Source organism: Pseudomonas sp. RIT-562 (assembly GCF_026241895.1).
Classification (GTDB): Bacteria; Pseudomonadota; Gammaproteobacteria; order Pseudomonadales; family Pseudomonadaceae; genus Aquipseudomonas; species Aquipseudomonas mandelii_F.
This window is the reverse complement of record NZ_JAPJIV010000010.1, coordinates 40,328-63,668: the sequence shown is the minus strand read 5'-3', so window position 1 is coordinate 63,668 and position 23,341 is coordinate 40,328. Positions and strand designations below refer to the sequence as shown.

Below are 23,341 nucleotides of genomic sequence, written 5' to 3'. Positions count from 1 at the left end.
TGCAAGGGCAGGCCCTGTTAGTTCGATGACTGCGTCGGTGAGCTGGTTCTGCAAGACAGACGATCGGTCGACGGCTTATTGCTCGTCTTCGTCCAGCTCTTCGTCCTCGTATTCGGTGTTGCCGACATCACCAGCGTCATCGGAATCGTTGAGCGGCACTGTAGCGTCATCCATAAGCGAACCCGGATCTTCGTTGCCCGGATCGTTAATGAATGGCAGTCCACTCGGGCCTTTTTCTTCCTTGCCTTCAGTCTCAGGAGTCATGGCGCATACCTCGCACAGTGCCGGGATTAATCACGATGTTTGTACTTGTTTTTGTTTTTATGTTTGTTCTTGTGCTTGTGGTTGCCATTGGAATGCGAACCACCGTCATCGGTACCCAGATTGTTACCAACTGCGCCACCTGCCGCGCCGCCCAGGCCTGCGCCGATAGTTGAACCGGTGGAACCACCCAGGCTGTTACCAATCACCGAACCACCTGCGGACCCCAAACCGCCACCAATTGCAGCTTCCGTGCGGCTGCCCTTGGGCGCACCGACCGCACTACCTGCGGCCCCACCAACACCTGCGCCGATGGCCGCACCCGTACTGCCACCCATTTGTTGACCCACAACATTACCGAGTGCACCACCCAGGCCTCCGCCGACTGCGGCAGTGCCGTCGCCAGCCGCCAGGGCGCCTTGACTGACCATCAGTCCCAATACCAATGCAGACAACGTCAAGCCTTGACGACGACAGTCGCCTGGTTTGCTTGCGGATTTCGATGTCATGGTGCACCTCTTATACGGGGGGTTAGTAATGGCTTTGAGCCGGTTTCAGGAGAAACGTTCATAAACGCAAAAGCCCGGCATGTAGCCGGGCTTTCGGGTGGATCAACCAGATCAGTGACGCTTGTGCCCTTTTCCAAGGTTGCTGCCCACGCCGCCGCCCAACGCACCGCCCAGGCCTGCGCCGATGGTCGAACCCGTCTTGCCGCCCAGGCTGTTACCGATCACCGAGCCACCTGCAGCGCCAACACCACCGCCGATCGCGGCCTTGGTGCGGCTGCCTTTACGTGCAGCAACAGCGCTGCCGGCTGCGCCCGCAACCCCAGCGCCCACTGCGGCGCCCGTGCTGCCGCCCATGCTTTGGCCGACCACGTTACCCAACGCGCCGCCCAGGCCACCACCGATCGCGGCAGTGCCGTCGCCAGCCGCCATTGCACCTTGAGCAACGAAAAGTCCCAGAACCAGAGCAGGCAGTGTTAAACGCATGACGAAAACCTCAAAAAATAGGGAGAAACCGAAACCCGGGCATTGAATGCCCCAGCGGAGGAAACGTCCACACAAATCCTCCGTTCTTCGAAATAGCGACGGTTGGACAGCGATATTGGAAAAGGTTTTATGACAGGCAAAAAAAAGCCCGCTGGGGAAACGGGCCAGGTGTTGCTTTCTAACGGATGAGCTGAGACTACGTAAGCCCTTGTGAAAAAGTTGTGAAAGACTTCGGGAGAAACACGCCTGGTCAAACTTTTTTTCCAGACATAAAAAACCCCGCTGTTTAACGGGGTTCAGCAGGTGACTGCTTACTTTCTGGAGGATGCCGCTACCTTGGGTAGAAACTTCGCCTTGGGCCCCTGGCTCACCATGGATTTGATTTTGCCAACCTGGTGTTTGTCCTCACCAAAGCTAGCCACATATTCGGTCTGGCCACACTGCACGCAATTGTTGATCGGAAACTCGGACCCGTCGTCTTCGATATACGGTTCAGTCATCACTTCGCCCCTTCAAAAGCGGGATCGACACCGGCAAGCCCTATTTGCCTGAAACATATCGATCACCAAGATTTCGAGACTAGTCGGTCACGACTGGACTTGTCATTCAGATCGCGGTGCAGCCGACGAATGGACCGCAGCGTTATCGGGACAAGTGCCGAGCCAGCGCCTCGAATGCCGGCAGCGTCACCGGGTCATTGGCGGCATTGGCCGCGACCGGGTGCGACGCATATCGCACGATGACCACCTCTGCCTTGGGATCGACATAGATGCGCTGGCCATACACCCCGCGCGCCATGAACGCCCCGCCCTCCTTGTCCGTCACCCACCACATCGAGCGATAGCTCCAGCCTTTGAGCAGGTCATAGCCGGCCTTGGCAAACGCTTGTTTATCGCCACCGCGACGGATGTCGTCGATCACCGCCTTAGGCACAATCTGCTGCCCGTTGTACCGGCCGTCGTTGCGCAACATCTCACCGAAACGCGCCAGATCTCGCAGGCCGGTGTTCAGCCCACCACCGGCAAACGGCGTGCCGATGGAATCAACGGTAAAATACCCGTCCTGCTCCGCGCCCAGACGGCTCCAGATCCGCTCCGACAGCAATTGCGCGACGTTACGCCCGGTCGCCCGCGCGATGATCCAACCCAGCACATCGGTGTTGACCGTCTTGTAGGCAAAGGCTTCGCCATGGTTTCCCTGGGGCTGCACTGTCTGCAGGAATTCGAAGTAGCTGCGCGGTCCGGTGTAATCCTTGGCGAACGGCAGAGGACTCCCTGCCCGCCCATGAGCCCAGACATCGGCCTTCGGGTCTGCGTAGTCTTCACTGAACTTCAGGCCAGTGGTCATATCCAGCACCTGACGCACCGTCGCATTGCCAAACGCCGACCCGGCCAGCTCAGGAACGTACTCGACCACTCGCTTGTTTTGGTCGATCTTTGCTTCAGCCACCAGCGTGGCACCGAGTATGCCGACCACCGACTTGGTCACCGACATCGCCGCGTGCTGACCCTGTGGGTTCAGCACACCGAAGTAACGCTCATAGACCATCTTGCCGCGATGCAGGACAACGATCCCGTCGGTATAAGTCGCCGCCAGGGATTGTTCCCAGGTCATCGGCTCCGACGCACCCAAGGGGGTAAAGCTCAAAGCATCGATGTCCTGGCGCAATGCCGACTCCAACGCAACAGGCGCACCCAGCCCACGGGATACGTTGACGGTGGGCATCAACTGCCGGAAGTTGGAAACGCTCCAGCGCATCGCCGGAAACTGGAAGTAGCTACCGTCAGCAAACCGCACGGTGCGCTCAGGGGGTGGCGGCGAGCCGACCATCCAGCCGAGTTTGGCGGGGTCGCTGGCTGCGGCGTCCGGGAAGGTGGTCGGCGTTGCAGCAAGGCACAGGGCTGGCAGGATCGATATCAGCAGCGCGGCCGCAGACTTGGCGATATTCGGGTGGGCGGCGATGGGGAATAGCATGAGGATCGATTCCATTCGAGAGGGGCCAGGAATGGATGGTAACAGCACACGTGTGAGAATGAAGACCGCAACAACATGTCTGGCGGTTCACATCGATGGGCGTGAATCTCGCTCTCGCCAGGCGGCGAATGACAGACCACGGTGTTATTCAGACGCCAGAAACCACAAACCCCCGATTTTCTCCAGGAAAATCGGGGGTCTGTGTTTACTTAATGTGGCGGTGAAGGAGAGATTCGAACTCTCGATACAATTTCTTGTATACACACTTTCCAGGCGTGCTCCTTAAGCCACTCGGACACTTCACCGTATCTCTTCAAACATGTTCTGTCTGTCGAGGCGCGCTAATGTAGTCGAAAGCTTTTCCGATGGCAAATATTTTTTTCAGAATTTTCATGCGGTTAGCGATTTAGTTGTTCTGGCTGCCCGCAAGCCAGGGCAAACCTGCCAATCTCCGGCTTCGCGGCCCCTTCTATATAGAGGCCAAGGCGCAGCAGCGGTGGCGGGCCAAGCGTTGAGGACCAACGCCGGGTGACCGGTGAGTCAGTCACGGCGCTTTACCTGGCCTACGGCGGTGGGTAACGTCTGCCTCATCTTTCATACAAGGAATAGCGTCATGAGTGAGTTGATCTCCTACCACCTCGAAGACGGTATCGCGACTCTGACCTTGAGCAATGGCAAGGTCAATGCGATCTCGCCGGATGTCATTGCCGCGTTCAACGCTGCGCTGGATCGGGCAGTGACTGATCGCGCGGTGGTGATCATCACGGGCACTCCGGGGATTCTGTCGGGTGGTTATGACTTGAAGGTCATGACTTCCGGGCCCAAGGAAGCCGTAGCGTTGGTGACGGCAGGCTCGACGCTGGCTCGCCGCCTGTTGGCGCACCCCTTCCCGGTGATCGTCGCCTGCCCAGGACACGCGGTGGCCAAGGGTGCATTCCTGCTGTTGTCGGTGGATTACCGCATTGGTGTCGAGGGCGCGTTCAGCATCGGCCTCAACGAAGTACAGATCGGCATGACCATGCACCACGCCGGCATCGAACTGGCTCGTGATCGCCTGCGCAAGTCGGCGTTCCACCGTTCAGTAATCAATGGCGAGATGTTCAACCCGCAAAGTGCAGTCGACGCCGGCTTCCTCGACATCGTGGTCTCTGCCGATGAACTGCAGGGGGCTGCGCTGGACGCTGCACGTCAGTTGAAGAAGATCAACATGACCGCGCACAAGAACACCAAGCTGAAGGTGCGCAAGGCATTGCTGGAGGCGCTGGACAGCGCCATCGTCCAGGATCAGCAACACATGGGTTAAACCCCACACGTTCCATGAACAGCCCGATGCTCGTGTCGGGCTTTTTCTTGCGCCTATTGTTGAAAATCCTACAAACGCTCTAGAACGCGTCTGACATCCAAGTCGGAAACATGCGCTCAAACATCGCCTATCTCCCCACTCTATAGCGGCAATTGCCGAAAACAGTGCACATCCGTACACTGCGCCACCTTTTGTCCCGGTGGGGCCTTTAAATGCTGTTCGTGTTTCGTATGTTATTGATGGGTCTGCACTTTATTCTCGCCGGTGTACTCGGTGTAATTCTGGGCCTGTGCCGACCTTTCAACCCGGACAACAGCCGCCTGTGCGCCCGCCTCTATGCCTGGCCGGCGATGTGTATCCTGCGCCTGCGGGTAAAGGCTGAGGTCAGCACGCTGATGGAAAAACCCGAAAGCTGCGTGATCATTGCCAATCATCAGTCCAACTATGATCTTTTCGTGTTCGGCAATGTGGTGCCGCATCGTACCGTCTGTATCGGCAAGAAGAGCCTGAAGTGGGTGCCGCTGTTCGGGCAGTTGTTCTGGTTGGCCGGTAATGTGCTGATTGACCGGGGCAACGCGCACAAGGCGCGGCAGTCGATGTTGAAGACCACTCACACGCTGCAGAATGAAGACACTTCGATCTGGGTGTTTCCGGAAGGTACGCGCAATCTGGGCGAGGATTTGTTGCCGTTCAAGAAAGGCGCCTTTCAGATGGCGATTGCGGCGGGGGTGCCGATTGTTCCGGTGTGTGTCAGCAGTTATGTGAAGCACATGCGTTTGAATCGCTGGAATAGCGGGAAGATTCTGATTCGCTCTTTGCCGGCGATTCCTACGGCTGGGTTGAGTCTGGATGATATGCCGGCGTTGATTGAGCAATGTCGGGAGCAGATGCGTGAGTGTGTTGCTGTGATGGATCGGCAGGTTTTGGCTGGTTGATTTTCGGGTACATATCTGTTTTTGCGGTCATGGCCTCTTACGGTTCCGCCCTTACGGCGGGTCACTTTCGAAAAGCGCGAAAGTAACCCGCTGCAAGAGCGGAACCGTTAAAAGCCAATACCCCAGCAACGGATATGTACACCTGAAGCCACCATCGCGAGCAAGCTTTGCTCCCACAGGCGCTCATTCAAATTCTATATTGGGACCAGACAGGCTCTATCAAAAGTGACCCGCCGTAAGAGCGGAACCGTTAGAAGCCAATACCCCAGCAACGGATATGTACACCTGAAGGCGCCATCGCGAGCAAGCTTTGCTCCCACAGGCGCTCATTCAAATTCTATATTGGGACCGGACACGCTCTATCAAAAGTAACCCGCTGTAAGAGCGGAACCGTTAGAAGCCAATAGCCCAGCAACGGATATGTACACCTGAAGCCGCCATCGCGAGCAAGCTTTGCTCCCACAGGCGCTCGTTTCAGATTCTATGTTTGGACCTGACACGCTCTATCAAAAGTAACCCGCTGTAAGAGCGGAACCGTTAGAAGCCAATACCCCAGCAACGGATATGTACACCTGAAGCCGCCATCGCGAGCAAGCTTTGCTCCCACAGGCGCTCGTTTCTGATTCTATGTTTGGACGGGACACACTCTATCAAAAGTGACCCGCTGTACGGGCGGAACCAATATCAGCCGTTACCACAAAAACGGATATGTACACCCGACATTCACTCCACCGCTCCCACAGGCTAAGCTGCTCACTGCCTGCCAATCAGAAGTGAACCAACACCATGGGTCGAGTTGTTGCTGCTGCGGTTTACAGCGCCGGGAAAAAAGTTACCAACATAACCCTCGACGAAGGCGCAGCGTGGGCTGCCAAGCCTGGGCACTTTGTCTGGATCGGCTTGGAAGAGCCCGATGCCCAGGAACTGGCCAATCTGCAACGCCAGTTCAACCTGCACGAATTGGCCATTGAAGACGCCCTGGAGAAACACAGCCGGCCCAAGCTCGAGACCTTCGGCGATGCGCTGTTCATCGTCACCTATTCGCCCATCCGCGATGAACAGGGAAAACTCGAGTTCATCGAAACCCACATCTTCGCCGGCAACGGCTACATCATTACCGCGCGCAATGGGCATTCGGCATCCTACGCCTACGTCCGACAACGCTGTGAGGCGCGTCCGCTGCTGCTGGAACATGGCGAAGATTTTGTCCTCTATGCCCTCCTCGACTTCGTCATCGAAAACTACCAGCCAGTGGGCGAAGCGATCCATGCCGAGATCGATGAGCTGGAGCGCAATGTGCTGTGCAGTGCGCTCAATGAGCGGGATATCCAGAAGCTCCACGGCCTGCGCCGTGATGTAGTGCGCCTGCGGCGCTACGCGGCGCCGATGGTGGAGATCGGCGAGGAGCTGCAGAAGCTCAGCTTTCCTTTCATCGACAAAAACATGCGCCCCTACTTTCGCGATGTGCAGATTCACGTCACGCGGCAGATGGAAGACTTGTCGACCCTGGCAGATATTGCCAGCCAAACCATCGAGGTCGGAGTGTTGCTTGAGGCTTCGCGCCAGAGTGTGGTGCAGCGCAAGTTTGCCGCGTGGGCGGCGATCCTCGCGTTTCCAACGGCGGTGGCCGGGATCTACGGAATGAATTTCCAGAACATGCCGGAACTGACCTGGCACTACGGTTATTTTGCGGTGCTGGGGTTTATTGCCGTGGGGTGCGTGAGTTTGTGGGCGAGTTTCAAGAGATCGGGGTGGTTGTAGGAGCAAGGCGAGTGCTGCGCACTCGATCGCGGGCAAGCCTTGCTCCCACAGTTTCGCGCTCACAAGCCTGGATGCTGTAGCGACGCAGTTGCAGGCCTTGCTCCCACAGCTTTCGGCTAGACCGCTTTGAGCTCCGGCTTGTGCGCCACGAAGCGCATCATCCACTCCGCCACCGTGGCGCCATGGTGCTGGTGTTCCAGGCTGGCCACGCCCTGCTGGTAAATCTGCTCGCCCAGCGCCTGCTGACGGATGTCCAGCAGCGCGCGCGAGTAGTCGTGGATGAACTCCGGATGCCCCTGGAAGCACAGCACCTGATCGTTGATGTGATACGCGGCAAACGGGCAGAAATCGCTGGAGGCGATCACCGTGGCGTTTTCCGGTAGCGCGGTGACCTGGTCCTGGTGGCTGATCAGCAGCGTCAACTCTTCCACCACCGGGCTCATCCACGGCGCCTTGGCCGCCAATTTGTAGTTGTGGGTGCCGACTCCCCAGCCCTGAGTGGCACGCTCGCTCTTGCCACCCAGCAACAGTGCCAGCAACTGATGGCCGAAACATACGCCGAGCAACTTGTCGCCGCGCTCGTAACGCTTGAGCAGATAGGCCTTGAGGGTTTCGATCCACGGGTCGGTACCGAAGGAGTCCGCTTTGCTGCCGGTGACCAGATAGGCGTCGAAGGTCTGATCGTCATCGGGATACTCGCCCTGCATGACGTTGAATACCGTGAACTCGGCGGCAATCGGTTGCTGCGTGAACAGACGCTGGAACATCTGCCCGTAACCCTGATATTGATCGACCAGTTCCGGGCGCAGGATGTCGGTTTCCAGAATGCAGATGCGTAACGACATAAAAAATACCTGACACGTGATGGGAATAATGCACACCCAGAGCCTGCCTCGAAACATAGTGACAAGGCAAGCCCCACGGGCGTCATCGGCCCCCTAGAACGTCTCCTCCCGGGCCGCTTTTTCCAGCAGCAGTGCTGGCGGGATGAATCGTTCGCCATATTGCTCGGCCAGGTACTGCGCGCGGGCGACGAAGTCCTGCACTCCGTACTGGTTGATGAACTGCAGCGCCCCGCCCGTCCAGGCCGCAAAACCGATGCCGAAAACCGAGCCGATGTTGGCATCCGCCGTCGAGCTCAGCACGCCCTCCTCCAGGCACCGCACGGTTTCGATGGCCTGCACGAATAGCAGCCGGTCGCGCACATCCTTGGGCGAGATCTGCCCGTCGGCGCTTTCGAAACGACTTTTCAGCTCAGGCCACAGATGCTTTTGCCCGCCACTTGGGTATTCGTAAAAACCACCCCCTGCGGCTTTCCCAGGACGCTTGTATTCGTTGAGCAGCAGGTCAATGACCGCGAATGCCGGATGCTCGATCAGCGGTTTGCCTTCTGCCTGCAAATCCTTGGCGGTCTGCTCGCGGATGTGGCTCATGAGGCTCAGGGAAACTTCGTCGGAAATAGCCAGCGGACCAATCGGCATGCCGGCCTTGCGCGCCTCGGTTTCGATCATCGCCGCGCTGACGCCTTCACCGAGCATGGCGATGCCTTCGTTGGTGAAAGTACCAAACACCCGCGAGGTGAAGAAGCCGCGGCTGTCGTTGACGACAATCGGGGTTTTCTTGATTTGCAGCACAAAATCGAACCCCCGGGCCAGGGTTTCATCGCTGGTAAGAGCGCCCCTGATGATCTCCACCAGGGGCATTTTTTCTACCGGACTGAAGAAATGCAGGCCGATGAACTTGCTTGGGTCGGGCACGGCGTTGGCGAGGCCACTGATCGGCAAGGTCGAAGTGTTAGAGGCGATCACCGCCTGGGCACCGACCACTTTCTGTGCCGCTGAAGAGACCTTGGCTTTCAGTTCCCGATCCTCGTACACCGCTTCGATAATCAGGTCGCAGCCGGCCAGGTCAGCATCATTTTCGCTCGGTTGAATCCGCGCCAGAATCGCTTCGCGCTGCTCGACTGTCATCTGTGCGCGGGCGACTTTCTTATCCAGCAGCGTCGCCGAGTGGGCCTTGCCCTTCTCCGCCGCGGCCAGGGTGATGTCCTTGAGCACCACCTCGATGCCCGCCGAGGCGCTGACGAAGGCAATGCCCGCGCCCATCATGCCGGCACCCAGCACTCCAACCTTGTGCGTGGTGAAGGTGGCATGCCCCTGGGGCCTGGAGCCGCCGGCGTTGATTTCGTTGAGCTGAAACCAGAAGGTGCCGATCAGGTTTTTCGACACCTGGCCAGTGGTCAGTTCGGTGAAGTAGCGGGTCTCGATCAAGTGCGCGGTGTCGAAATCAACCTGCGCCCCTTCTACCGCCGCGCAGAGGATTTTCTCCGGGGCGGGCATGCAGCCCTGGGTCTTGCTGCGCAGGATCGATGGCGCGATCGCCAGCATCTGCGCGACTTTCGGGTGGGAAGGTGTGCCGCCGGGGATCTGGTAGCCCTTCACATCCCATGGCTGCACGGCCGTCGGATTGGCCAGGATCCAGGCCCGGGCCTTGCTCAGCAATTCTTGCGGATCCCGCGCCAGCTCGTCGATCAACCCGGCCTGCAAGGCCTGCTGCGGCCGCACCTTCTTGCCTTCGAGCAGATACGGCAAGGCCTTCTCGATGCCGAGCAGGCGCACCATACGCACCACTCCGCCGCCACCCGGCAGCAGGCCCAGGGTGACCTCCGGCAAACCGAGTTGCACCGATGGATGATCCAGGGCCACGCGGTGATGGCACGCCAGGCAGATTTCCCAGCCGCCACCCAGCGCTGCGCCATTGATCGCGGCGACCACCGGTTTGCCGAGGGTTTCCAGGGTACGCAGCTGGGCCTTGAGGATCAGCACCATGTCGTAGAAGGCCTTGGCCTCGGATTTGCCGACCTTGATCAGTTCATTAAGATCGCCGCCGGCAAAGAAGGTCTTTTTCGCCGAGGTGATGATCACGCCGGCAATCGCTGCTTGTTCCGCGACCAGGCGCTCGACGCAGGCCGCCATGGCGTCGCGGTAGACCGCGTTCATGGTGTTGGCGCTCTGGCCCGGCATATCGATGGTCAGGACGACGATCTGGTCCTGGCCCTTTTCGTAACGAATGGCTTCACTCATGGGGTTTTTCCTTGAAGTCGGGGCTCAGAGGCGTTCGATGATCGTGGCAATGCCCATGCCGCCGCCGACACACAAGGTCGCGAGGCCGAAGCGCAGCTGGCGGGCTTCCAGTTCGTCGAGCAGGGTGCCAAGGATCGCGCAGCCCGTAGCGCCCAGCGGATGGCCCATGGCGATGGAGCCGCCGTTGACGTTGACCTTGTCCGGGTCGATGGCCATGTCCTTGATGAACTTCAACACCACCGAGGCGAAGGCCTCGTTGACCTCGAACAGATCGATGTCCTCGACCCGCAAGCCGGCCTTGGCCAGGGCCTTGCGGGTGGCCGGCGCGGGACCGGTGAGCATGATGGTCGGGTCGGTACTGGTCACCGCCGTGGCAACGATTCGGGCCCGGGGTTGCAGGCCCAGCGCCCGGCCCTTGGCTTCGGAGCCGATGAGCATCAGCGCCGCGCCATCGACGATGCCGGAGCTGTTGCCCGGCGTGTGCACGTGGTTGATCCGCTCCACATGGCTGTAGACCCGCAGCGCGGTGGCGTCGAAGCCCATCTGGCCGATCATTTCAAAGCTCGGCTTGAGCTTGCCCAAGCCTTCCAGGGTCGAATCGGCGCGAATGAATTCATCGTGATCGAGCAGGACGATGCCGTTCTGATCCTGCACCGGCACCAGGGACTTGCCGAACGAGCCATCCCCCCGCGCCCGCGCCGCCTTTTGCTGGGAGTACAAGGCGTAGGAGTCAATCTGTTCGCGACTGAAGCCTTCCAGGGTGGCAATAAGATCGGCGCCCACGCCTTGCGGCGTGAAGTGCGTATGCAGATTGGTTTGCGGGTCCAGGGCCCAGGCACCGCCGTCGCTGCCCATGGGTACTCGGGACATCGATTCGACGCCACCAACCACCACCAGGTCTTCAAAACCGGAACGCACTTTCATCGCCCCAAGATTCACCGCTTCGAGCCCCGATGCGCAGAACCGGTTGATCTGCACGCCCGCCACGCTGATATCCCAGTCCGCCACCAGCGCCGCAGTCTTGGCGATGTCGGCACCTTGATCGCCGACGGGCGTCACGCACCCCAGCACCACGTCATCGACCTGGCTGGTATCCAGATCGCTGCGCCGCTGCAGGGCAGTCATCAATCCCGCCACCAGGTTCACTGGTTTGACGCTGTGCAAGGCGCCATCGGCCTTGCCTTTGCCCCGGGGCGTGCGTATCGCGTCGAAAATCAAAGCTTGGGTCATGACGTCCTCGATTTCTTGTTCTTTTAGAGGCTCTACCTTATGCCCAGCTCTCGCAGATTCAATGACCACAACGCTCAGCCACATTGACGCACGCGCTCAGACGAACGGTAGCGAGCTATTGGGTTAACCCTTTGACGTCAGCGAACCGTCTAGCAAACGGGCGCCAAAGAAGCTGGCAATAGGCCTCATGCCATTTTCATAGCTGCTACGTAGCAGGCCATATGAAATGGATCTAAGCCACGAGTGACGTGGGCCCTAAGGTAAACATGTACGAAGTTGTCGTCGGGTTTTGCCGAGGCGCTCGTCGGACAGGAAGTGCAACGCTCTGCCGTCATGGAGAAATGCAGGCAGGCATCAGGAAATAACAATAAAGGCGGTCAAGCCATGTTCAAACAATCGAAAGTACGTCAAGCCGGACTCATTCTTTTCGCCACTACGCTGTTGTTGATTTTGCCGAACCTGACCAAGGTGATCGGCTGATTTAAGCGCCTTTTGTTATCGCCGCCGTAGAAATGTGATTGGCTCGCTACCCGGGCCAGCGTGGGTGTGCCAACCTTTGCGGCACTCTCCACGACAGGGACGGCGATCATTTGAAAACGCTAATTCTGCTCGGGGCCTTGCTACTCAGCACGCCCCTTTGTGCCGCACAGCTGGATCTGCAGCTGGGCGCGAACTCGCGCACCTGGCAAACCGCCGAGTTGCTCCAGCATCCGCTGGCGCAAACCATCACCGTCACTGACGACGTGTCCTACAAACGCGATATGACTTACCGCGCAGTGCCCATCGCGGCGCTGCTGGCCGGAATCAAGGCTGAAGACCATCTGCAGGCGGTGGCACTGGATGGATTTGCCGCAGAGTTATCCGCCGCGCCCCTGCTCAATGCCAAGGGTGCCAGAGCCTGGCTGGCGATCGAGGATCCAGCCCAGCCATGGCCGGCCCTGTCTGCCGGCAAGCACAGCGCGGGGCCGTTTTACCTGGTGTGGACTGATCCCCAGGCAGGCAACATCAGTCCCGAGCAATGGCCGTTCGAAGTCGCGAGCATCAAGCAACTGCCGCCAGTGGCCGAGCGCTTCCCAGCCCTGCTGCCGGATCCCGCGTTAAAAGCCGACGACCCGGTGAACCTGGGATTTGCGCTGTTTCAGAAAAACTGCCTGGCGTGTCATCGCTTGAATGGTGCCGGGGATGCGCAGTTCGGGCCGGACCTGAATATTCCGTTCAATCCGACCGAGTACTTCGGGGCTGATTTCCTCAAGCGCTATATCCGTGATCCGCAGAGCCTGCGGCAGTGGCCGCAGGCGAAGATGCCGGGGTTCAGTGCGCAGGTGCTGCCGGATGCGGACCTGGAGAGGTTGGTGGGGTATTTGAGGCATATGGCGGGGCGCAAGGTTCAGCCCTGACCACGCCCCCCTGTAGGGGCGAGCCTGCTCGCGAGGAAGGTCAACGATGACGCGGGGAGCCTGACACCCCGCGGTGCTCTCTGGTTCATCGCCAGCAGGCTCACTCCTACAGGGGCGGTTATTGCTCCTGAACCGAGAACACCGGCAATGGCGTCGGTGAGACGAACACTTTGGCGTGCATCTGCTCGCAGCCGCCGCCACGGCGCATGCCGCGTACCGGGCAGGCGTCGAGGTAATCCAGGCCCACCGCCAGTTTCAGATGGCGCTCGGGCCGGGCCAGCTCGTTGGTCACGTCAAAGCTGTACCAGGCGTCATCCAGCCAGGCCTCAGCCCAGGCATGACTGGCCAGGTGCTCGGCGTTCTCGCTGTACAGATATCCCGACACATACCGCGCCGGAATCCCCAGGCTGCGAGCACAGGCCAGGAAGGCGTGTGTGTGATCCTGACAAACCCCCGAGCGCCCGGCGAAGGACTGGGCCGCACTGGTGTCGACTTCGGTAGAACCTGGGGTGTAGGTCATATGCGAATTCAGGCCGTGCATCAGGTCGATCAGCGCCGTGCGATCCCGGCGTGTCTTGCAGTGCTTTTGCGCGAACTCGCGCAAGGCTTCGTCCGGTTCGGTCAGGCGGGTGAACCGCAGGAACGGCAGCGCCGACTGGCTTTCATGCTCGGCTTCACGCAGCTCGTCGATGTCGACCTGACCACGGGCGCCAATGATGATGGCTTCGTGCGGTTCGTCCATGGTCAGCACGTGCAGGATGTTGCCGAATGGGTCGAGTTGCGCGCGCACCGGGCGCGGCAGGTTGAGCTGCCAACTCAGCACATGCTGGCGCTCGCTGTCGTGGGGTGTCAGTCGCAGGTACTGGATGCTCGCCCGCACCTGATCCTCGTAGTGATAGGTGGTCTCGTGGCTAATGGAAAGTCTCATGCAGCCTCCAGGTAGGAACTGTGAATGGCGTTGCCCAGCTGGCGCACCAGCGGGATGAATTCGGTCAGCCAGGCGTGCAGCCCTTCGTCGAGAATTTCGTTGATGCCGGTGTAGCGCAGGCGCGCATCCATTTCCGCGGCCAGGCGCTGGGCCGGGCGGCCGTTGGCGCCTGGGAGCTGGGCGAGGATCTGGTCGATTTCTTCGGTGCAGGCGCGCAGCGAGCGCGGCACATCGGCTCGCAATAGCAGCAACTCGGCGACATGCCGGGCGCCGGGAGCGTCGCGGTAAATCTCGGTGTAGGCCTCGAACGACGACAGCGCGCGCAACAGGGCGCTCCACTGGTAATAGGCGTGGGCGGTGCCGTCGCTGACCGCTTCCGCCTGGTCGCCGGCCATTTCATAGCGAGCATCGAGCAGGCGCAGGGTGTTGTCGGCCCTTTCGATAAAGGTGCCCAGGCGAATGAAGCGAAATGCATCGTTGCGCATGATGGTGCCGTAGGACGCGCCGCGAAACAGGTGGGAACGTTCCTTGATCCACTCGCAGAATCGACTCATGCCATAGCGGCTCAAGCCCTGATCGGCAATGCCGCGAATTTCCAGCCAGGTGGCGTTGATGTTTTCCCACATGTCGGCGGTGATTCGCCCACGCACGGCATGGGCACTGGCCCGCGCTGCGCCCAGACAACTGTAGATACTGGCGGGGTTGGCCGCATCCAGGGCGAAGAAATGCAGCAGCCGCTCGGCATGCAGCTCGCCGTGGCGCTCCAGGTAATCCTCCAGGGTGCCGGTGATCAGCAGCGGCATGGCCAGTTCGTGCAGGCCGTCGCCGCGACCATCCTGCGGCATCAGCGACAGCGAATAACTGATATCGAGCATCCGTGCGAGGTTTTCCGCCCGCTCCAGGTAACGCGACATCCAATACAGATCCGAGGCAGTTCTACTTAACATGGCAAGCTTCCTTCAATCCTCGACTACCCAGGTGTCCTTGGTTCCGCCGCCCTGGGAGGAATTCACCACCAGGGAGCCTTCGCGCAGCGCGACACGGGTCAGGCCACCCGGCACTACCCGGGTTTCGCGACCGGACAGTACAAACGGCCGCAGGTCGATGTGGCGTGGCGCAATACCGTTTTCGACGAAGGTCGGACAGGTCGACAGCGACAGGGTCGGCTGCGCGATGTAGGCGTGTGGCTTGGCTTTGATGCGCGCACGGAACGACTCGATTTCCGCCGCCGTAGCGGCCGGCCCGACCAGCATCCCGTACCCTCCGGAGCCCTGGGTTTCCTTGACGACCAAGTCTGGAAGATTGGCCAGCACGTGGGAAAGTTCAGAGGGATTACGGCACTGGAACGTCGGAACGTTCTTCAGGATCGGTTCTTCATCCAGGTAAAAACGGATCATGTCCGTGACGAACGGGTACACCGACTTGTCGTCCGCCACCCCGGTGCCGATGGAATTGGCCAGGACCACGTTGCCCGAGCGATACGAGGACAGCAGCCCCGGGACGCCGAGCATGGAGTCCGGATTGAACGCCAGTGGATCGAGGAACGCATCGTCGAGGCGACGGTAGATCACATCGACCGCCTTCGGCCCGTCAGTTGTGCGCATGAAGACCTTATCGTCACGCACGAACAGGTCCGCGCCTTCTACCAGCTCAACACCCATTTCCCGCGCCAGGAACGCGTGCTCAAAGAACGCGCTATTGAAGCGGCCAGGTGTCAACACCACCACGCTCGGGTTGTCGATGGGGCTGGAGCTTTTCAGGGTGTCGAGCAGCAGGTTCGGGTAGTGGTCGATGGGGGCGATGCGTTGCGCCGAAAACAACTCGGGAAACAGGCGCATCATCATCTTGCGGTCTTCGAGCATGTAACTGACGCCGCTGGGCGTACGCAGGTTGTCTTCAAGCACGTAGTAGGTGCCGTCGCCATCGCGCACCAGATCGACGCCGGAAATGTGCGAATAGATATCCCGGTGCAGATCCAGCCCCTGCATCGCCAACTGATATTGCTCGTTGGCCAGCACCTGCTCTGCCGGGATGATGCCGGCCTTGATGATGCGCTGCTCGTGGTAGAGGTCGGCGAGAAACATGTTCAACGCCTTGACCCGCTGGATACAGCCGCGCTCGACCACCCGCCACTCACTCGCAGGAATGCTGCGCGGAATGGTGTCGAAAGGAATCAGGCGTTCTGTGCCCTGCTCGTCGCCATAAAGCGTGAACGTGATGCCGGCGCGATGAAACAGCAAATCGGCCTCGCGGCGCCGTTGAGCCAGCAACTCGTCAGGCGTCTCGGCCAGCCAACGGGCAAACTCCCGGTAATGCGGGCGGACCTGGCCGCCGGCATCGTACATTTCATCAAAATAGGTGCGGATCATGCCGTACTCCTTGTCACCCGGACATCTAGGCATCGCAAGGCCCGTGCCATCGGCATAAACGCTTTGATATCAATCGGTTGGATATTTGCTATGAAATCACCGCACCAATCCTGTGCGGCAAATGCCCCAACCCGATCGCCCCCGCTCCATTGCGAAGCAATGCTGTCGCTATCAGCAGCATAGTCAGGGAACGCACTGCGCGTAACGAAAAACGGCCAACCCGAAGGTCAGCCGTTGCTGAGTGTTGTTGCTGTTCATAATGTTATGCGAGTCGCCCTCGTACCTCCTGCTTCACGCCCCATCCTTCGATGATGCCGCCCAGAGGCTCGACCACTGCCTCGAATCCCTGTTCGAAATCGCCGATGTCATCGTAGGTGGCGTACATGACCTTGCTCAATTCCAGCGCCCATGCGCCGTCGTCGCGCACACTGATCTGCGCATTCAAGGACTCACCACGGTAATGACCTGCTGCCCTGCGGGCCCGCTCCTCGTCGGGGAAAATCGCGTAGAACTCGATGGGATGGAATTTTGAAAAGTCGAAACCGCCTTCTTTCATGCGGCGCAGCACGCTGCTGCTGATGTCTTCTTGATAGGCTGTGCTCATGAAACGTCCTCCTCAATCCGATGGATAGACTTTCCGTGCTCCCAACGCCCTCAGCCGAATGGTGAGGGCGAGCCGGTAACCAGGTCACCGATGGGAATCAAGCATGTAGCTGACAAGACCAGACCCGAGCGATCCAATCGCTGATCTCGCCTGCAGAGTAGCCCTTTGACCGAGCAGCTGCCAAGGCCTGGTTTGAATGTGACAGGAGTTGTATCAGACGGGAGTGATGCCGAGGATTTCAATACTGTTCTGGGTCTTCAGACTTTTGACGCTCGCATCATCGGTGCGCCCTTCCAGATCATTCAGATCCAGTTCCGCGGCGACAGGAAGCAGACGGGCCTTGATGAGTTTGGCGGCATGCTCGTTGTCCGGGCACTCCTCGCACTCGAAGACTTCGTCGACTGTTTCACCGTGATCATCCACGAAAGTGATTTTCCACTTTTGCATCAGTGCCTCCTCGATAAAACCCGCAAGTGGGCTTACACCTATCTGGACTTTTGCACTGGGTGATCGTTCAACGAATTACTGCGCGGGTTATGAAAAACAACACAAAACCTTGTGGGAGCAAAGCTTGCTCCCACAAGAATTATGGGTAACCGTTAATCGTTGCTTGGCTTGTTGATCGCCTGCAGCACGTACTGCGGCAAGGCGAACGCGCCGATGTGGATTTCCGGGTTGTAGTAGCGGGTGATGATGCCGCTGCCGGCGAAGCGCTGCTGCAGGGTTTCACGGGACAGCTTGCGATAGCGTGTATCGGTCGCACCCCAGGCAAAGGTCATCGAGCCGCCGATGTAGGTCGGTACGGCGGCCTGATAGAAATGCCAGTCCGGGAACAGGCTGCGCAGGCGCCCGGCGGTCGTCTTGACTTCCTCGATCTGCATGAACGGGGTGCCGTTCTGCGTCACCAGGATGCCGCCTTCGTTCAGGCAGCGACGGCAAGCCTGGTAGAAGTTTTCCGAAAACAGCACTTCGCCCGGGCCGATCGGGTCGGTGGAGTCGGAAATGATCACGTCGAACTTTTCGGTGGTAGTGGCGACGAAACGCATACCGTCGTCGATCACCAGGTTCAGGCGTGGATCGTCGAACGCGCCTTTGGAGTGGTTCGGCAGGAACTCCTTGCACATGTCGACCACGGTGCCGTCGATCTCGACCATGGTGATGTGCTCGACGCCACGGTGTTTGGCCACTTCACGCAGCATGCCGCCGTCACCGCCGCCGATGATCAGCACGCGCTTGGCGGTGCCGTGCGCCAGGATCGGCACATGGGTGAGCATTTCGTGGTAGATGAATTCGTCAGCTTCGGTGGTCTGGATCACGCCATCCAGCGCCATCACCCGGCCCATGCGCGGGTTTTCGAAGATCACCAGGTGCTGGTGTTCGGTGCGCACTTCGTGCAGCAATTTTTCCATGCGAAAACGCTGGCCGTAGCCTTCGTAGAGGGTTTCCAGGTATTCGCTGGTAGGGGTGGTGCTCATGGGAAGTGCTCCGATGAATGCGCTGGCAACGGACGGTTACCCGCCCATGATGGCCAATCGATTTGCTCGATTGCCCGGTAAAGGCGCGCATTCTACGACGCGGGAGATGACAGGTCGAACCTTCGTAAGACCAGGAACAATTTTGAAGACAACTGAGAACCAATGTGGGAGCGGGCTTGCTCGCGAATGCGGTGTGTCAGTCATTTCAATGCCAACTGACACACTGCATTCGCGAGCAAGCCCGCTCCCACATCTTGGGCGAACATCAGATCCGCACATTACCCCGCGGCCCGGCGATGGCCCAGATGATCAGGCCCAGGACCGGCAACAGCAGGATCAGCAACACCCAGACGATCTTCATGCCGGTTGATGCGCCACTTTTCAGCACGTTGATGATGGCCCAGATGTCCAGGGCAAGAATAATCAGGCCAATCAGGCCGTTGAACGTGGAACCCATGGTGACGCTCCCTAAGAGTGGTTTGCCCTCTTAGGATAGTCGGCCATGGCCAGGGTTCCGTTTTATTACATTAAACGTGGATGGCAACTTTCAGCGCTTCCAGCGACGGTGCGGCGGCAATGCCGACCTCGGCGCACAATTCGAGCACCCGGGCCACATCGTTGCCGTACACCAACACCACCTGCAGCTCGTCGTCGAGCAGCTGGCTGAAGTTCATCAGCGTGTAACCGCCGTTTTCCTTGTTCATGCTGCTCATCTGCACCTGGATGCGATTGAGCGCGGTCAGGGCTTCGGTCTTGGCCAGTTGTTTGGGCTTGATGTTGAAATCCACCCCTGGGCCGAACGAGGCGACGATCTGGGCGTACAGGTCCATGTAGGTGTCGGCCTGGAACAGCACGGTTTCCGGCAGGCTGCCGACCACCACCCATTCACCCAGCGGGATCGGGAAAGTGTCGTCGTAGTTGATGTCCGGGTTGGCCGCCAGGAACGCTTGCGGGTCGGCGTAGGCCTGGGCCGCTTCGTCCGCCACCTTGAGGATTTCGTCAGCGCTCATGCACCCGGAGCTGATTTTGCTGATGAGTTCGACGAGTGCAGCTTTCATGGAGACAATCCTGTAGCGAGGGAATTTTAAAGGCGCGCAGGATAGCGCATTACGCAAGCAAAGGCTGTCCCTGGCCCGACCGGCAACCTTGATCCACATCAAGTTCCGATCGTCCCGATCGCGGCACAATAATGGCACCTTGCCATAACTGTTTCCGCTATCAGAGAAGACCTCCATGGGTGCCTGGCTTAGCAACATCTCGTTGAAATACAAATTCTGGGCGGTCAACGCCGTCGCCTTCGTCACCACCTTATTGCTGGTGTTGTACGCCGTGCAGCTCGAACAGCAGGCGCGAAGTCACGCCGCCCAGGTGTCGGCGCAGGCTCAGGCGCATCTGTTGAAAACCTGGCCGGTTGGCCAAACGCTGCCCAAGGCCGACAACCTGCTGACGTTTACCTCCGGGCAAACGCCGAGCATTGATGGCAAAAACCTGCCTGAGCTATCCAGCACCAATGGCTGGGTGGCGATCAATTCGCTGCCGCTGTTGGGCGATAACCCGTTGCTGGGGGCCGAAGTCTTCAGCCGTGACGATGGCCAGCGAGTCGCGGTCATCGCTCATGGCCCGAGCCTGACCCAGGTGTTCGGCGAGCGCTTCGCCAACTACGCGGTGGCGGTGTTTATCCTGATGCTGGCGATGCTCGGCGCGTCGCAATTGTTGATCCGCTTCCTGCTCAGCCAGCTCAACACTTTGAAAGACGTGATGCTGCATGTGGAAAAAACCGGCGACCTCAGCGCCCGCGTGCCCCTGGCCTGCTCCGATGAGGTGGGGCAGATGGCCAATGCGTTTAACGCGATGCAGGCCGGTTATCAACGAGTGGTGAACACCGTGGCCAGCACCGCCCGCCAGCTGGATGACGGCGCAGCGCGGCTGGCTTCGAGCATGGACGAAGTGCGTCACGGCATGCTCGGCCAGCAAAGCGAAACCGACCAGGCGGCCACCGCGATCAACCAGATGACCGCGACTGTGTATCACATCGCCCAACACGCCGGCGCCACCCGCGACCTGTCGCAAACCGCCGACACTCTGGCCGGCAGCGGTCAGACCGTGGTCAGTCGCGTGCAGTTGTCGATTGCCGGCTTGTCGTCCGGGGTGCAGCAAACGGCCGAGATGATTCAGCGCCTGGCCGAGGACAGCCAGAAGATCAATGGAGTGGTCGGGGTGATCCACAGCATCGCCGAGCAAACCAATCTGCTGGCATTGAACGCGGCCATCGAAGCGGCCCGTGCCGGGGAAATGGGGCGGGGTTTTGCGGTGGTGGCGGATGAGGTGCGCAACCTGGCCAGACGCGTGCAGGCATCCACCGACGAGATCACCATTATGGTATCGGCCCTGCAGGCAGGCACCCGCGATGCGGTGGATTTCATGCAGGAAAGTTCGTTCAAGGCCGACGATTGCGTGCAGCAGGCTCAAGAAGCCGGGGCGGCACTGGCGCAGATCACCCGAGCAGTGGCGCAGATGCGCGAGAGCAACACGCAGATTGCGGTGGCGGCCGAGCAGCAGAGCCAGGTGGCCGAGGAGATGAATCGGGCGGTGGTGAGCATCCGTGATGTGACCGAGAACACGGTGCAGCAGACGGTGAGTTCGGCGACTACCAGTAATGAGCTGGCGGAGTTGGCGGGGGCTTTGAGCAAGGCTATAGGGCAATTGAAGCTTTGAGAGACTCTTCGCGAGCAAGCCCGCTCCCACAGGGGATCTGGGGTGCTACACATTGAATGTGAACACCCGAGATTCCCTGTGGGAGCGGGCTCGCTCGCGAAGGCGTCCTCAGAGGCACCACTAATCTGGAAGTTGCCGCCTATCACCCCGATAGCCAACCTCCATTCGCCGCCCCGCTGCCCCGGGCCTATTCTTCAATCATGTGTTCAACACGGATCGAGGATCAGCATCATGGGCAAACGTCATCCCCACCTTCCCGCCTGGCAATGGCGGGAATACCCCGGCAATCAGCAGCTCCCGACCGATACGGTGTTACACCTACTGGCGGCGCCGCTGTTCATTCTGGCGTTCCTGCTGATGGTGACAGGCGTGTTCGGCCTGAGCTTCGTCAACTTCGCGATTGGCGTCGTCGGCCTGCTCGCTGCCATGGCCTTACACCGCCGAGTCAGGCGAAAATAGTCACGGTCTGCCGGCTCATCGCGATCAACTGACCGTCGTTGTTCCAAAGCTTGGCGGCAGCATGCCCATAGCCGTCTACCGCGTACTCGATTTCAACCAGGTACTTGCACCAGTCCAGCGTACTCACTTCCAGCAGCGGCTGGACGAATTCGATGGTCCAGGTCAGCGTGCTGCCCATCGCCGGTTTTTTCAGGTGTGGCAGCAAGGCCGGTGGCCAGGCATCGACCAGGGCCAGGATGTGCGATTCGGTGACCGGCTCTTCCTTGACGTCCCCGCGCAAACGCACCCAGCCGCCCATCTGGCGCGAGGTGTTGCCGGTGAACGGCAACCCGCCGACGCTCCAGCGCATGGCCAGGTGGCGCATGAATTCCGGCGTAATGCCTTTGATGTAGGGCAGTTCCTGGCACTCCTCCCAGTGCTTCATTTCCGGCGCTGGCTGTGCGCTCACCGCCACCTCGGAGGCGCGTGAGCCGCCGAAGCTGCCTTGCACCAGCGTCACGACCTGGCCTTTCTGCATCGCTCGGCCCAGCACCTGGCTGACGGCTTTGCCTTCACGCAGCACATCCACTTCAAAACTGACCGGAACATCCGGTTCGACCGGCCCGACAAAGGTGATCGCCAGCGATCGCACGGGGCGGTCTGCCGGCACTTTGGCGCGCATGGCTTCGTACTGCAAAGCGGCCACCAGGCCGCCGAAACTGGCCCGGCCCTGGGCCCATTCAGCGGGAATAGACAGCTCCAGGGGTTGGCTGCGGACAGCGTCGAGCAGGTCGGAAAAGCGCATGGAAACCTCGGAGCAGATGGGGATGCAGGGATGTTAACCAGACGTGAAGAGCGATACAGAGGTTATTCCGGACAAAAGCGCAGACAGATGAGCATCATTTTAGGAGCCGGCTTGCTGGCGATGGCGGCTGGTCTGGTGGACCGTGTTGATTTGATCGCCAGCAAGCAGGCTCCTACAACAGCGCGGTCGGTCTGGTGGACCGTGTTGATTTGATCGCCAGCAAGCAGGCTCCTACAACAGCGCGGTCGGTCTGGTGGACCGTGTTGCTTGGATCGCCAGCAAGCAGGCTCCTACAAGGGCGTGGTCATTTGAAGCAGGCTGCGCTGAGCTTGTCCAGCACTCGGTCGGCGCGGCTTTCGGCCTTGGCCATGGTGGTTTGCCAGGTGCTGACGCAAGGTTGCAGGTCGGCCTCCTGCTCGGCGCGCGCCAGCCATTGCCAGCAATCGTGCCAGTCACCCAATGCCCCTTGCGCCGCCTTCAGGCGTGGCATGGCGGCCTTGGGCAGGCGGTCCAATTCGGGATAGGCCTCGATGCCATACCGCACGCGCTTGATCAGCAGTCGCAGCCGATGACGGTCGTGGGCAGGATCGTGTAAGGCAGCGTCGAGTTTCTTCCACTGTTTTGCCAGGCGCTTTTCCACGCTGGGGCGCAAACCCTTGAGCAGTCCCTGGCGCTGGGACGCGCGCAGGAATCGGGGAAATGCATCGAGGATCTGCAGCAGCTGCGCCAGCTCGGTGCTGGCGGCGACTGCCGGATACGCCTCGGCCATTTGCGCCATGCGCCGCTGCGCAGCGTCCGGTTGATCGTGCTCGAGCAGGTAGGCAGCCAACACCTCGCGGTCACGTAATGGCGTGGTCAGGTCGCCGACCCGAGACGCCGCCGCTTCCAGCTGAGCGACTCCGGGCAAACCACGCAACGGCCGCAGCAGGCTGCGCAGACGGCGCACCGTGGTGCGCAAGTCGTGCAAGGCCTCGGGGTCGGTTCGCGCCTCCAGGCGCGCCTGACTCGCCATCAATCCGACTTCAAGGCCCATGACATGATCCACCAACCGATCAACCAACCCGGACATCA

Annotated in this window: 24 protein-coding genes, 1 tRNA gene and 2 pseudogenes; 8 read left to right on the top strand and 19 right to left on the bottom strand. The window is 59.9% G+C overall.

The annotated features are described in order from the left end of the window. Positions 1-75 precede the first annotated feature (75 nt). From ORL50_RS14460 to ORL50_RS14435, 6 genes are all read right to left on the bottom strand, one after another. Positions 76-264 carry a hypothetical protein gene (locus tag ORL50_RS14460; protein WP_266015999.1) on the bottom strand — a complete coding sequence of 63 codons (189 nt, stop codon included), beginning with the start codon at positions 262-264 and terminating at the stop codon, positions 76-78. A 26-nt stretch (positions 265-290) separates the two neighbouring features. Beyond that, positions 291-770 (bottom strand): glycine zipper domain-containing protein, encoded by a 480-nt coding sequence (locus ORL50_RS14455; RefSeq protein ID WP_266015996.1) that lies wholly within the window; start codon positions 768-770, stop codon positions 291-293. A gap of 111 nt (positions 771-881) precedes the next feature. Further along, positions 882-1,253, bottom strand: coding sequence for a hypothetical protein (locus tag ORL50_RS14450; RefSeq protein WP_045058977.1), 372 nt, complete (start codon positions 1,251-1,253; stop codon positions 882-884). A gap of 311 nt (positions 1,254-1,564) precedes the next feature. After that, positions 1,565-1,753 carry a hypothetical protein gene (locus ORL50_RS14445; protein WP_266015993.1) on the bottom strand — a complete coding sequence of 63 codons (189 nt, stop codon included), beginning with the start codon at positions 1,751-1,753 and terminating at the stop codon, positions 1,565-1,567. Positions 1,754-1,895: 142 nt separating this feature from the next. Next, a complete protein-coding gene (locus tag ORL50_RS14440) occupies positions 1,896-3,227 on the bottom strand; it encodes a serine hydrolase domain-containing protein (RefSeq protein ID WP_266015991.1) in 1,332 nt (443 codons plus the stop codon). Positions 3,228-3,442: 215 nt separating this feature from the next. Next, a tRNA-Ser gene (locus ORL50_RS14435) sits at positions 3,443-3,532 on the bottom strand. Between the two features lie 308 nt (positions 3,533-3,840). Here ORL50_RS14435 and ORL50_RS14430 point away from each other — a divergent pair. The 3 genes from ORL50_RS14430 (at position 3,841) to ORL50_RS14420 (ending at position 7,226) form a co-directional block, all read left to right on the top strand. Next, on the top strand, positions 3,841-4,530 hold the full coding sequence (locus ORL50_RS14430; protein WP_266015990.1) for a crotonase/enoyl-CoA hydratase family protein: 690 nt from the start codon (positions 3,841-3,843) through the stop codon (positions 4,528-4,530). A 212-nt stretch (positions 4,531-4,742) separates the two neighbouring features. Then, positions 4,743-5,465, top strand: coding sequence for a 1-acylglycerol-3-phosphate O-acyltransferase (locus ORL50_RS14425; RefSeq protein ID WP_266015988.1), 723 nt, complete (start codon positions 4,743-4,745; stop codon positions 5,463-5,465). A 786-nt stretch (positions 5,466-6,251) separates the two neighbouring features. Beyond that, entirely contained in the window at positions 6,252-7,226 is a 975-nt protein-coding gene (locus ORL50_RS14420) for a magnesium and cobalt transport protein CorA (protein ID WP_266015986.1), read from the top strand. Positions 7,227-7,342: 116 nt separating this feature from the next. Here the strand turns inward: ORL50_RS14420 and ORL50_RS14415 are convergent, their stop codons facing one another. The 3 genes from ORL50_RS14415 to ORL50_RS14405 form a co-directional block, all read right to left on the bottom strand. Continuing rightward, complete coding sequence (locus ORL50_RS14415) at positions 7,343-8,071, bottom strand: amidotransferase (protein WP_266015984.1); 729 nt, start codon at positions 8,069-8,071, stop codon at positions 7,343-7,345. A gap of 93 nt (positions 8,072-8,164) precedes the next feature. Continuing rightward, on the bottom strand, positions 8,165-10,309 hold the full coding sequence (locus ORL50_RS14410) for a 3-hydroxyacyl-CoA dehydrogenase NAD-binding domain-containing protein (RefSeq protein WP_266015981.1): 2,145 nt from the start codon (positions 10,307-10,309) through the stop codon (positions 8,165-8,167). A gap of 24 nt (positions 10,310-10,333) precedes the next feature. After that, positions 10,334-11,539 carry an acetyl-CoA C-acetyltransferase gene (locus ORL50_RS14405; protein ID WP_266015979.1) on the bottom strand — a complete coding sequence of 402 codons (1,206 nt, stop codon included), beginning with the start codon at positions 11,537-11,539 and terminating at the stop codon, positions 10,334-10,336. Between the two features lie 590 nt (positions 11,540-12,129). On the opposite strand from ORL50_RS14405, the gene ORL50_RS14400 reads away from it, so the two are divergent. Further along, positions 12,130-12,936, top strand: coding sequence for a c-type cytochrome (locus ORL50_RS14400; protein ID WP_266015978.1), 807 nt, complete (start codon positions 12,130-12,132; stop codon positions 12,934-12,936). Between the two features lie 24 nt (positions 12,937-12,960). Then, a pseudogene (locus ORL50_RS14395) lies at positions 12,961-13,047 on the top strand (outer membrane lipoprotein carrier protein LolA); the annotation flags it as partial. Between the two features lie 7 nt (positions 13,048-13,054). Here the strand turns inward: ORL50_RS14395 and ORL50_RS14390 are convergent. The 8 genes from ORL50_RS14390 to ORL50_RS14355 form a co-directional block, all read right to left on the bottom strand. Continuing rightward, the gene (locus tag ORL50_RS14390; RefSeq protein WP_266015976.1) at positions 13,055-13,864 is read right to left on the bottom strand and encodes a transglutaminase family protein; all 810 of its coding nucleotides are present in this window, start codon (positions 13,862-13,864) and stop codon (positions 13,055-13,057) included. Next, entirely contained in the window at positions 13,861-14,811 is a 951-nt protein-coding gene (locus ORL50_RS14385) for an alpha-E domain-containing protein (RefSeq protein ID WP_247294345.1), read from the bottom strand. Before ORL50_RS14385 ends, ORL50_RS14390 begins: the two co-directional genes overlap by 4 nt. Before the next feature lie 12 nt (positions 14,812-14,823). After that, complete coding sequence (locus ORL50_RS14380; RefSeq protein WP_266015973.1) at positions 14,824-16,233, bottom strand: circularly permuted type 2 ATP-grasp protein; 1,410 nt, start codon at positions 16,231-16,233, stop codon at positions 14,824-14,826. 262 nt (positions 16,234-16,495) lie between these two features. Then, positions 16,496-16,837: a ribonuclease E inhibitor RraB gene (locus ORL50_RS14375; RefSeq protein WP_045058964.1), complete on the bottom strand. Its 342-nt coding sequence runs from the start codon at positions 16,835-16,837 to the stop codon at positions 16,496-16,498. A gap of 213 nt (positions 16,838-17,050) precedes the next feature. Further along, complete coding sequence (locus ORL50_RS14370; protein WP_266015971.1) at positions 17,051-17,284, bottom strand: hypothetical protein; 234 nt, start codon at positions 17,282-17,284, stop codon at positions 17,051-17,053. 152 nt (positions 17,285-17,436) lie between these two features. Beyond that, a complete protein-coding gene (speE, locus tag ORL50_RS14365) occupies positions 17,437-18,312 on the bottom strand; it encodes a polyamine aminopropyltransferase (protein ID WP_122838058.1) in 876 nt (291 codons plus the stop codon). Between the two features lie 265 nt (positions 18,313-18,577). Next, positions 18,578-18,769, bottom strand: coding sequence for a PLDc N-terminal domain-containing protein (locus tag ORL50_RS14360; protein WP_028622263.1), 192 nt, complete (start codon positions 18,767-18,769; stop codon positions 18,578-18,580). Between the two features lie 70 nt (positions 18,770-18,839). Then, on the bottom strand, positions 18,840-19,370 hold the full coding sequence (locus tag ORL50_RS14355; RefSeq protein WP_266015965.1) for a hypothetical protein: 531 nt from the start codon (positions 19,368-19,370) through the stop codon (positions 18,840-18,842). A 175-nt stretch (positions 19,371-19,545) separates the two neighbouring features. On the opposite strand from ORL50_RS14355, the gene ORL50_RS14350 reads away from it, so the two are divergent. Next, the gene (locus ORL50_RS14350; protein ID WP_266015963.1) at positions 19,546-21,027 is read left to right on the top strand and encodes a methyl-accepting chemotaxis protein; all 1,482 of its coding nucleotides are present in this window, start codon (positions 19,546-19,548) and stop codon (positions 21,025-21,027) included. A 231-nt stretch (positions 21,028-21,258) separates the two neighbouring features. Beyond that, positions 21,259-21,468 (top strand): annotated as a pseudogene (locus tag ORL50_RS14345) (terminase); the annotation flags it as partial. Positions 21,469-21,472: 4 nt separating this feature from the next. Here ORL50_RS14345 and ORL50_RS14340 read toward each other — a convergent pair. Continuing rightward, positions 21,473-22,270 carry an acyl-CoA thioesterase gene (locus tag ORL50_RS14340; RefSeq protein WP_266015959.1) on the bottom strand — a complete coding sequence of 266 codons (798 nt, stop codon included), beginning with the start codon at positions 22,268-22,270 and terminating at the stop codon, positions 21,473-21,475. A gap of 87 nt (positions 22,271-22,357) precedes the next feature. Here ORL50_RS14340 and ORL50_RS14335 point away from each other — a divergent pair, with 87 nt between their 5' ends. Next, positions 22,358-22,483: a hypothetical protein gene (locus tag ORL50_RS14335; protein WP_266015957.1), complete on the top strand. Its 126-nt coding sequence runs from the start codon at positions 22,358-22,360 to the stop codon at positions 22,481-22,483. Positions 22,484-22,574: 91 nt separating this feature from the next. Here ORL50_RS14335 and ORL50_RS14330 read toward each other — a convergent pair whose 3' ends face one another. Beyond that, positions 22,575-23,339 (bottom strand): CHAD domain-containing protein, encoded by a 765-nt coding sequence (locus tag ORL50_RS14330; RefSeq protein ID WP_266015955.1) that lies wholly within the window; start codon positions 23,337-23,339, stop codon positions 22,575-22,577. Positions 23,340-23,341: the final 2 nt, after the last annotated feature.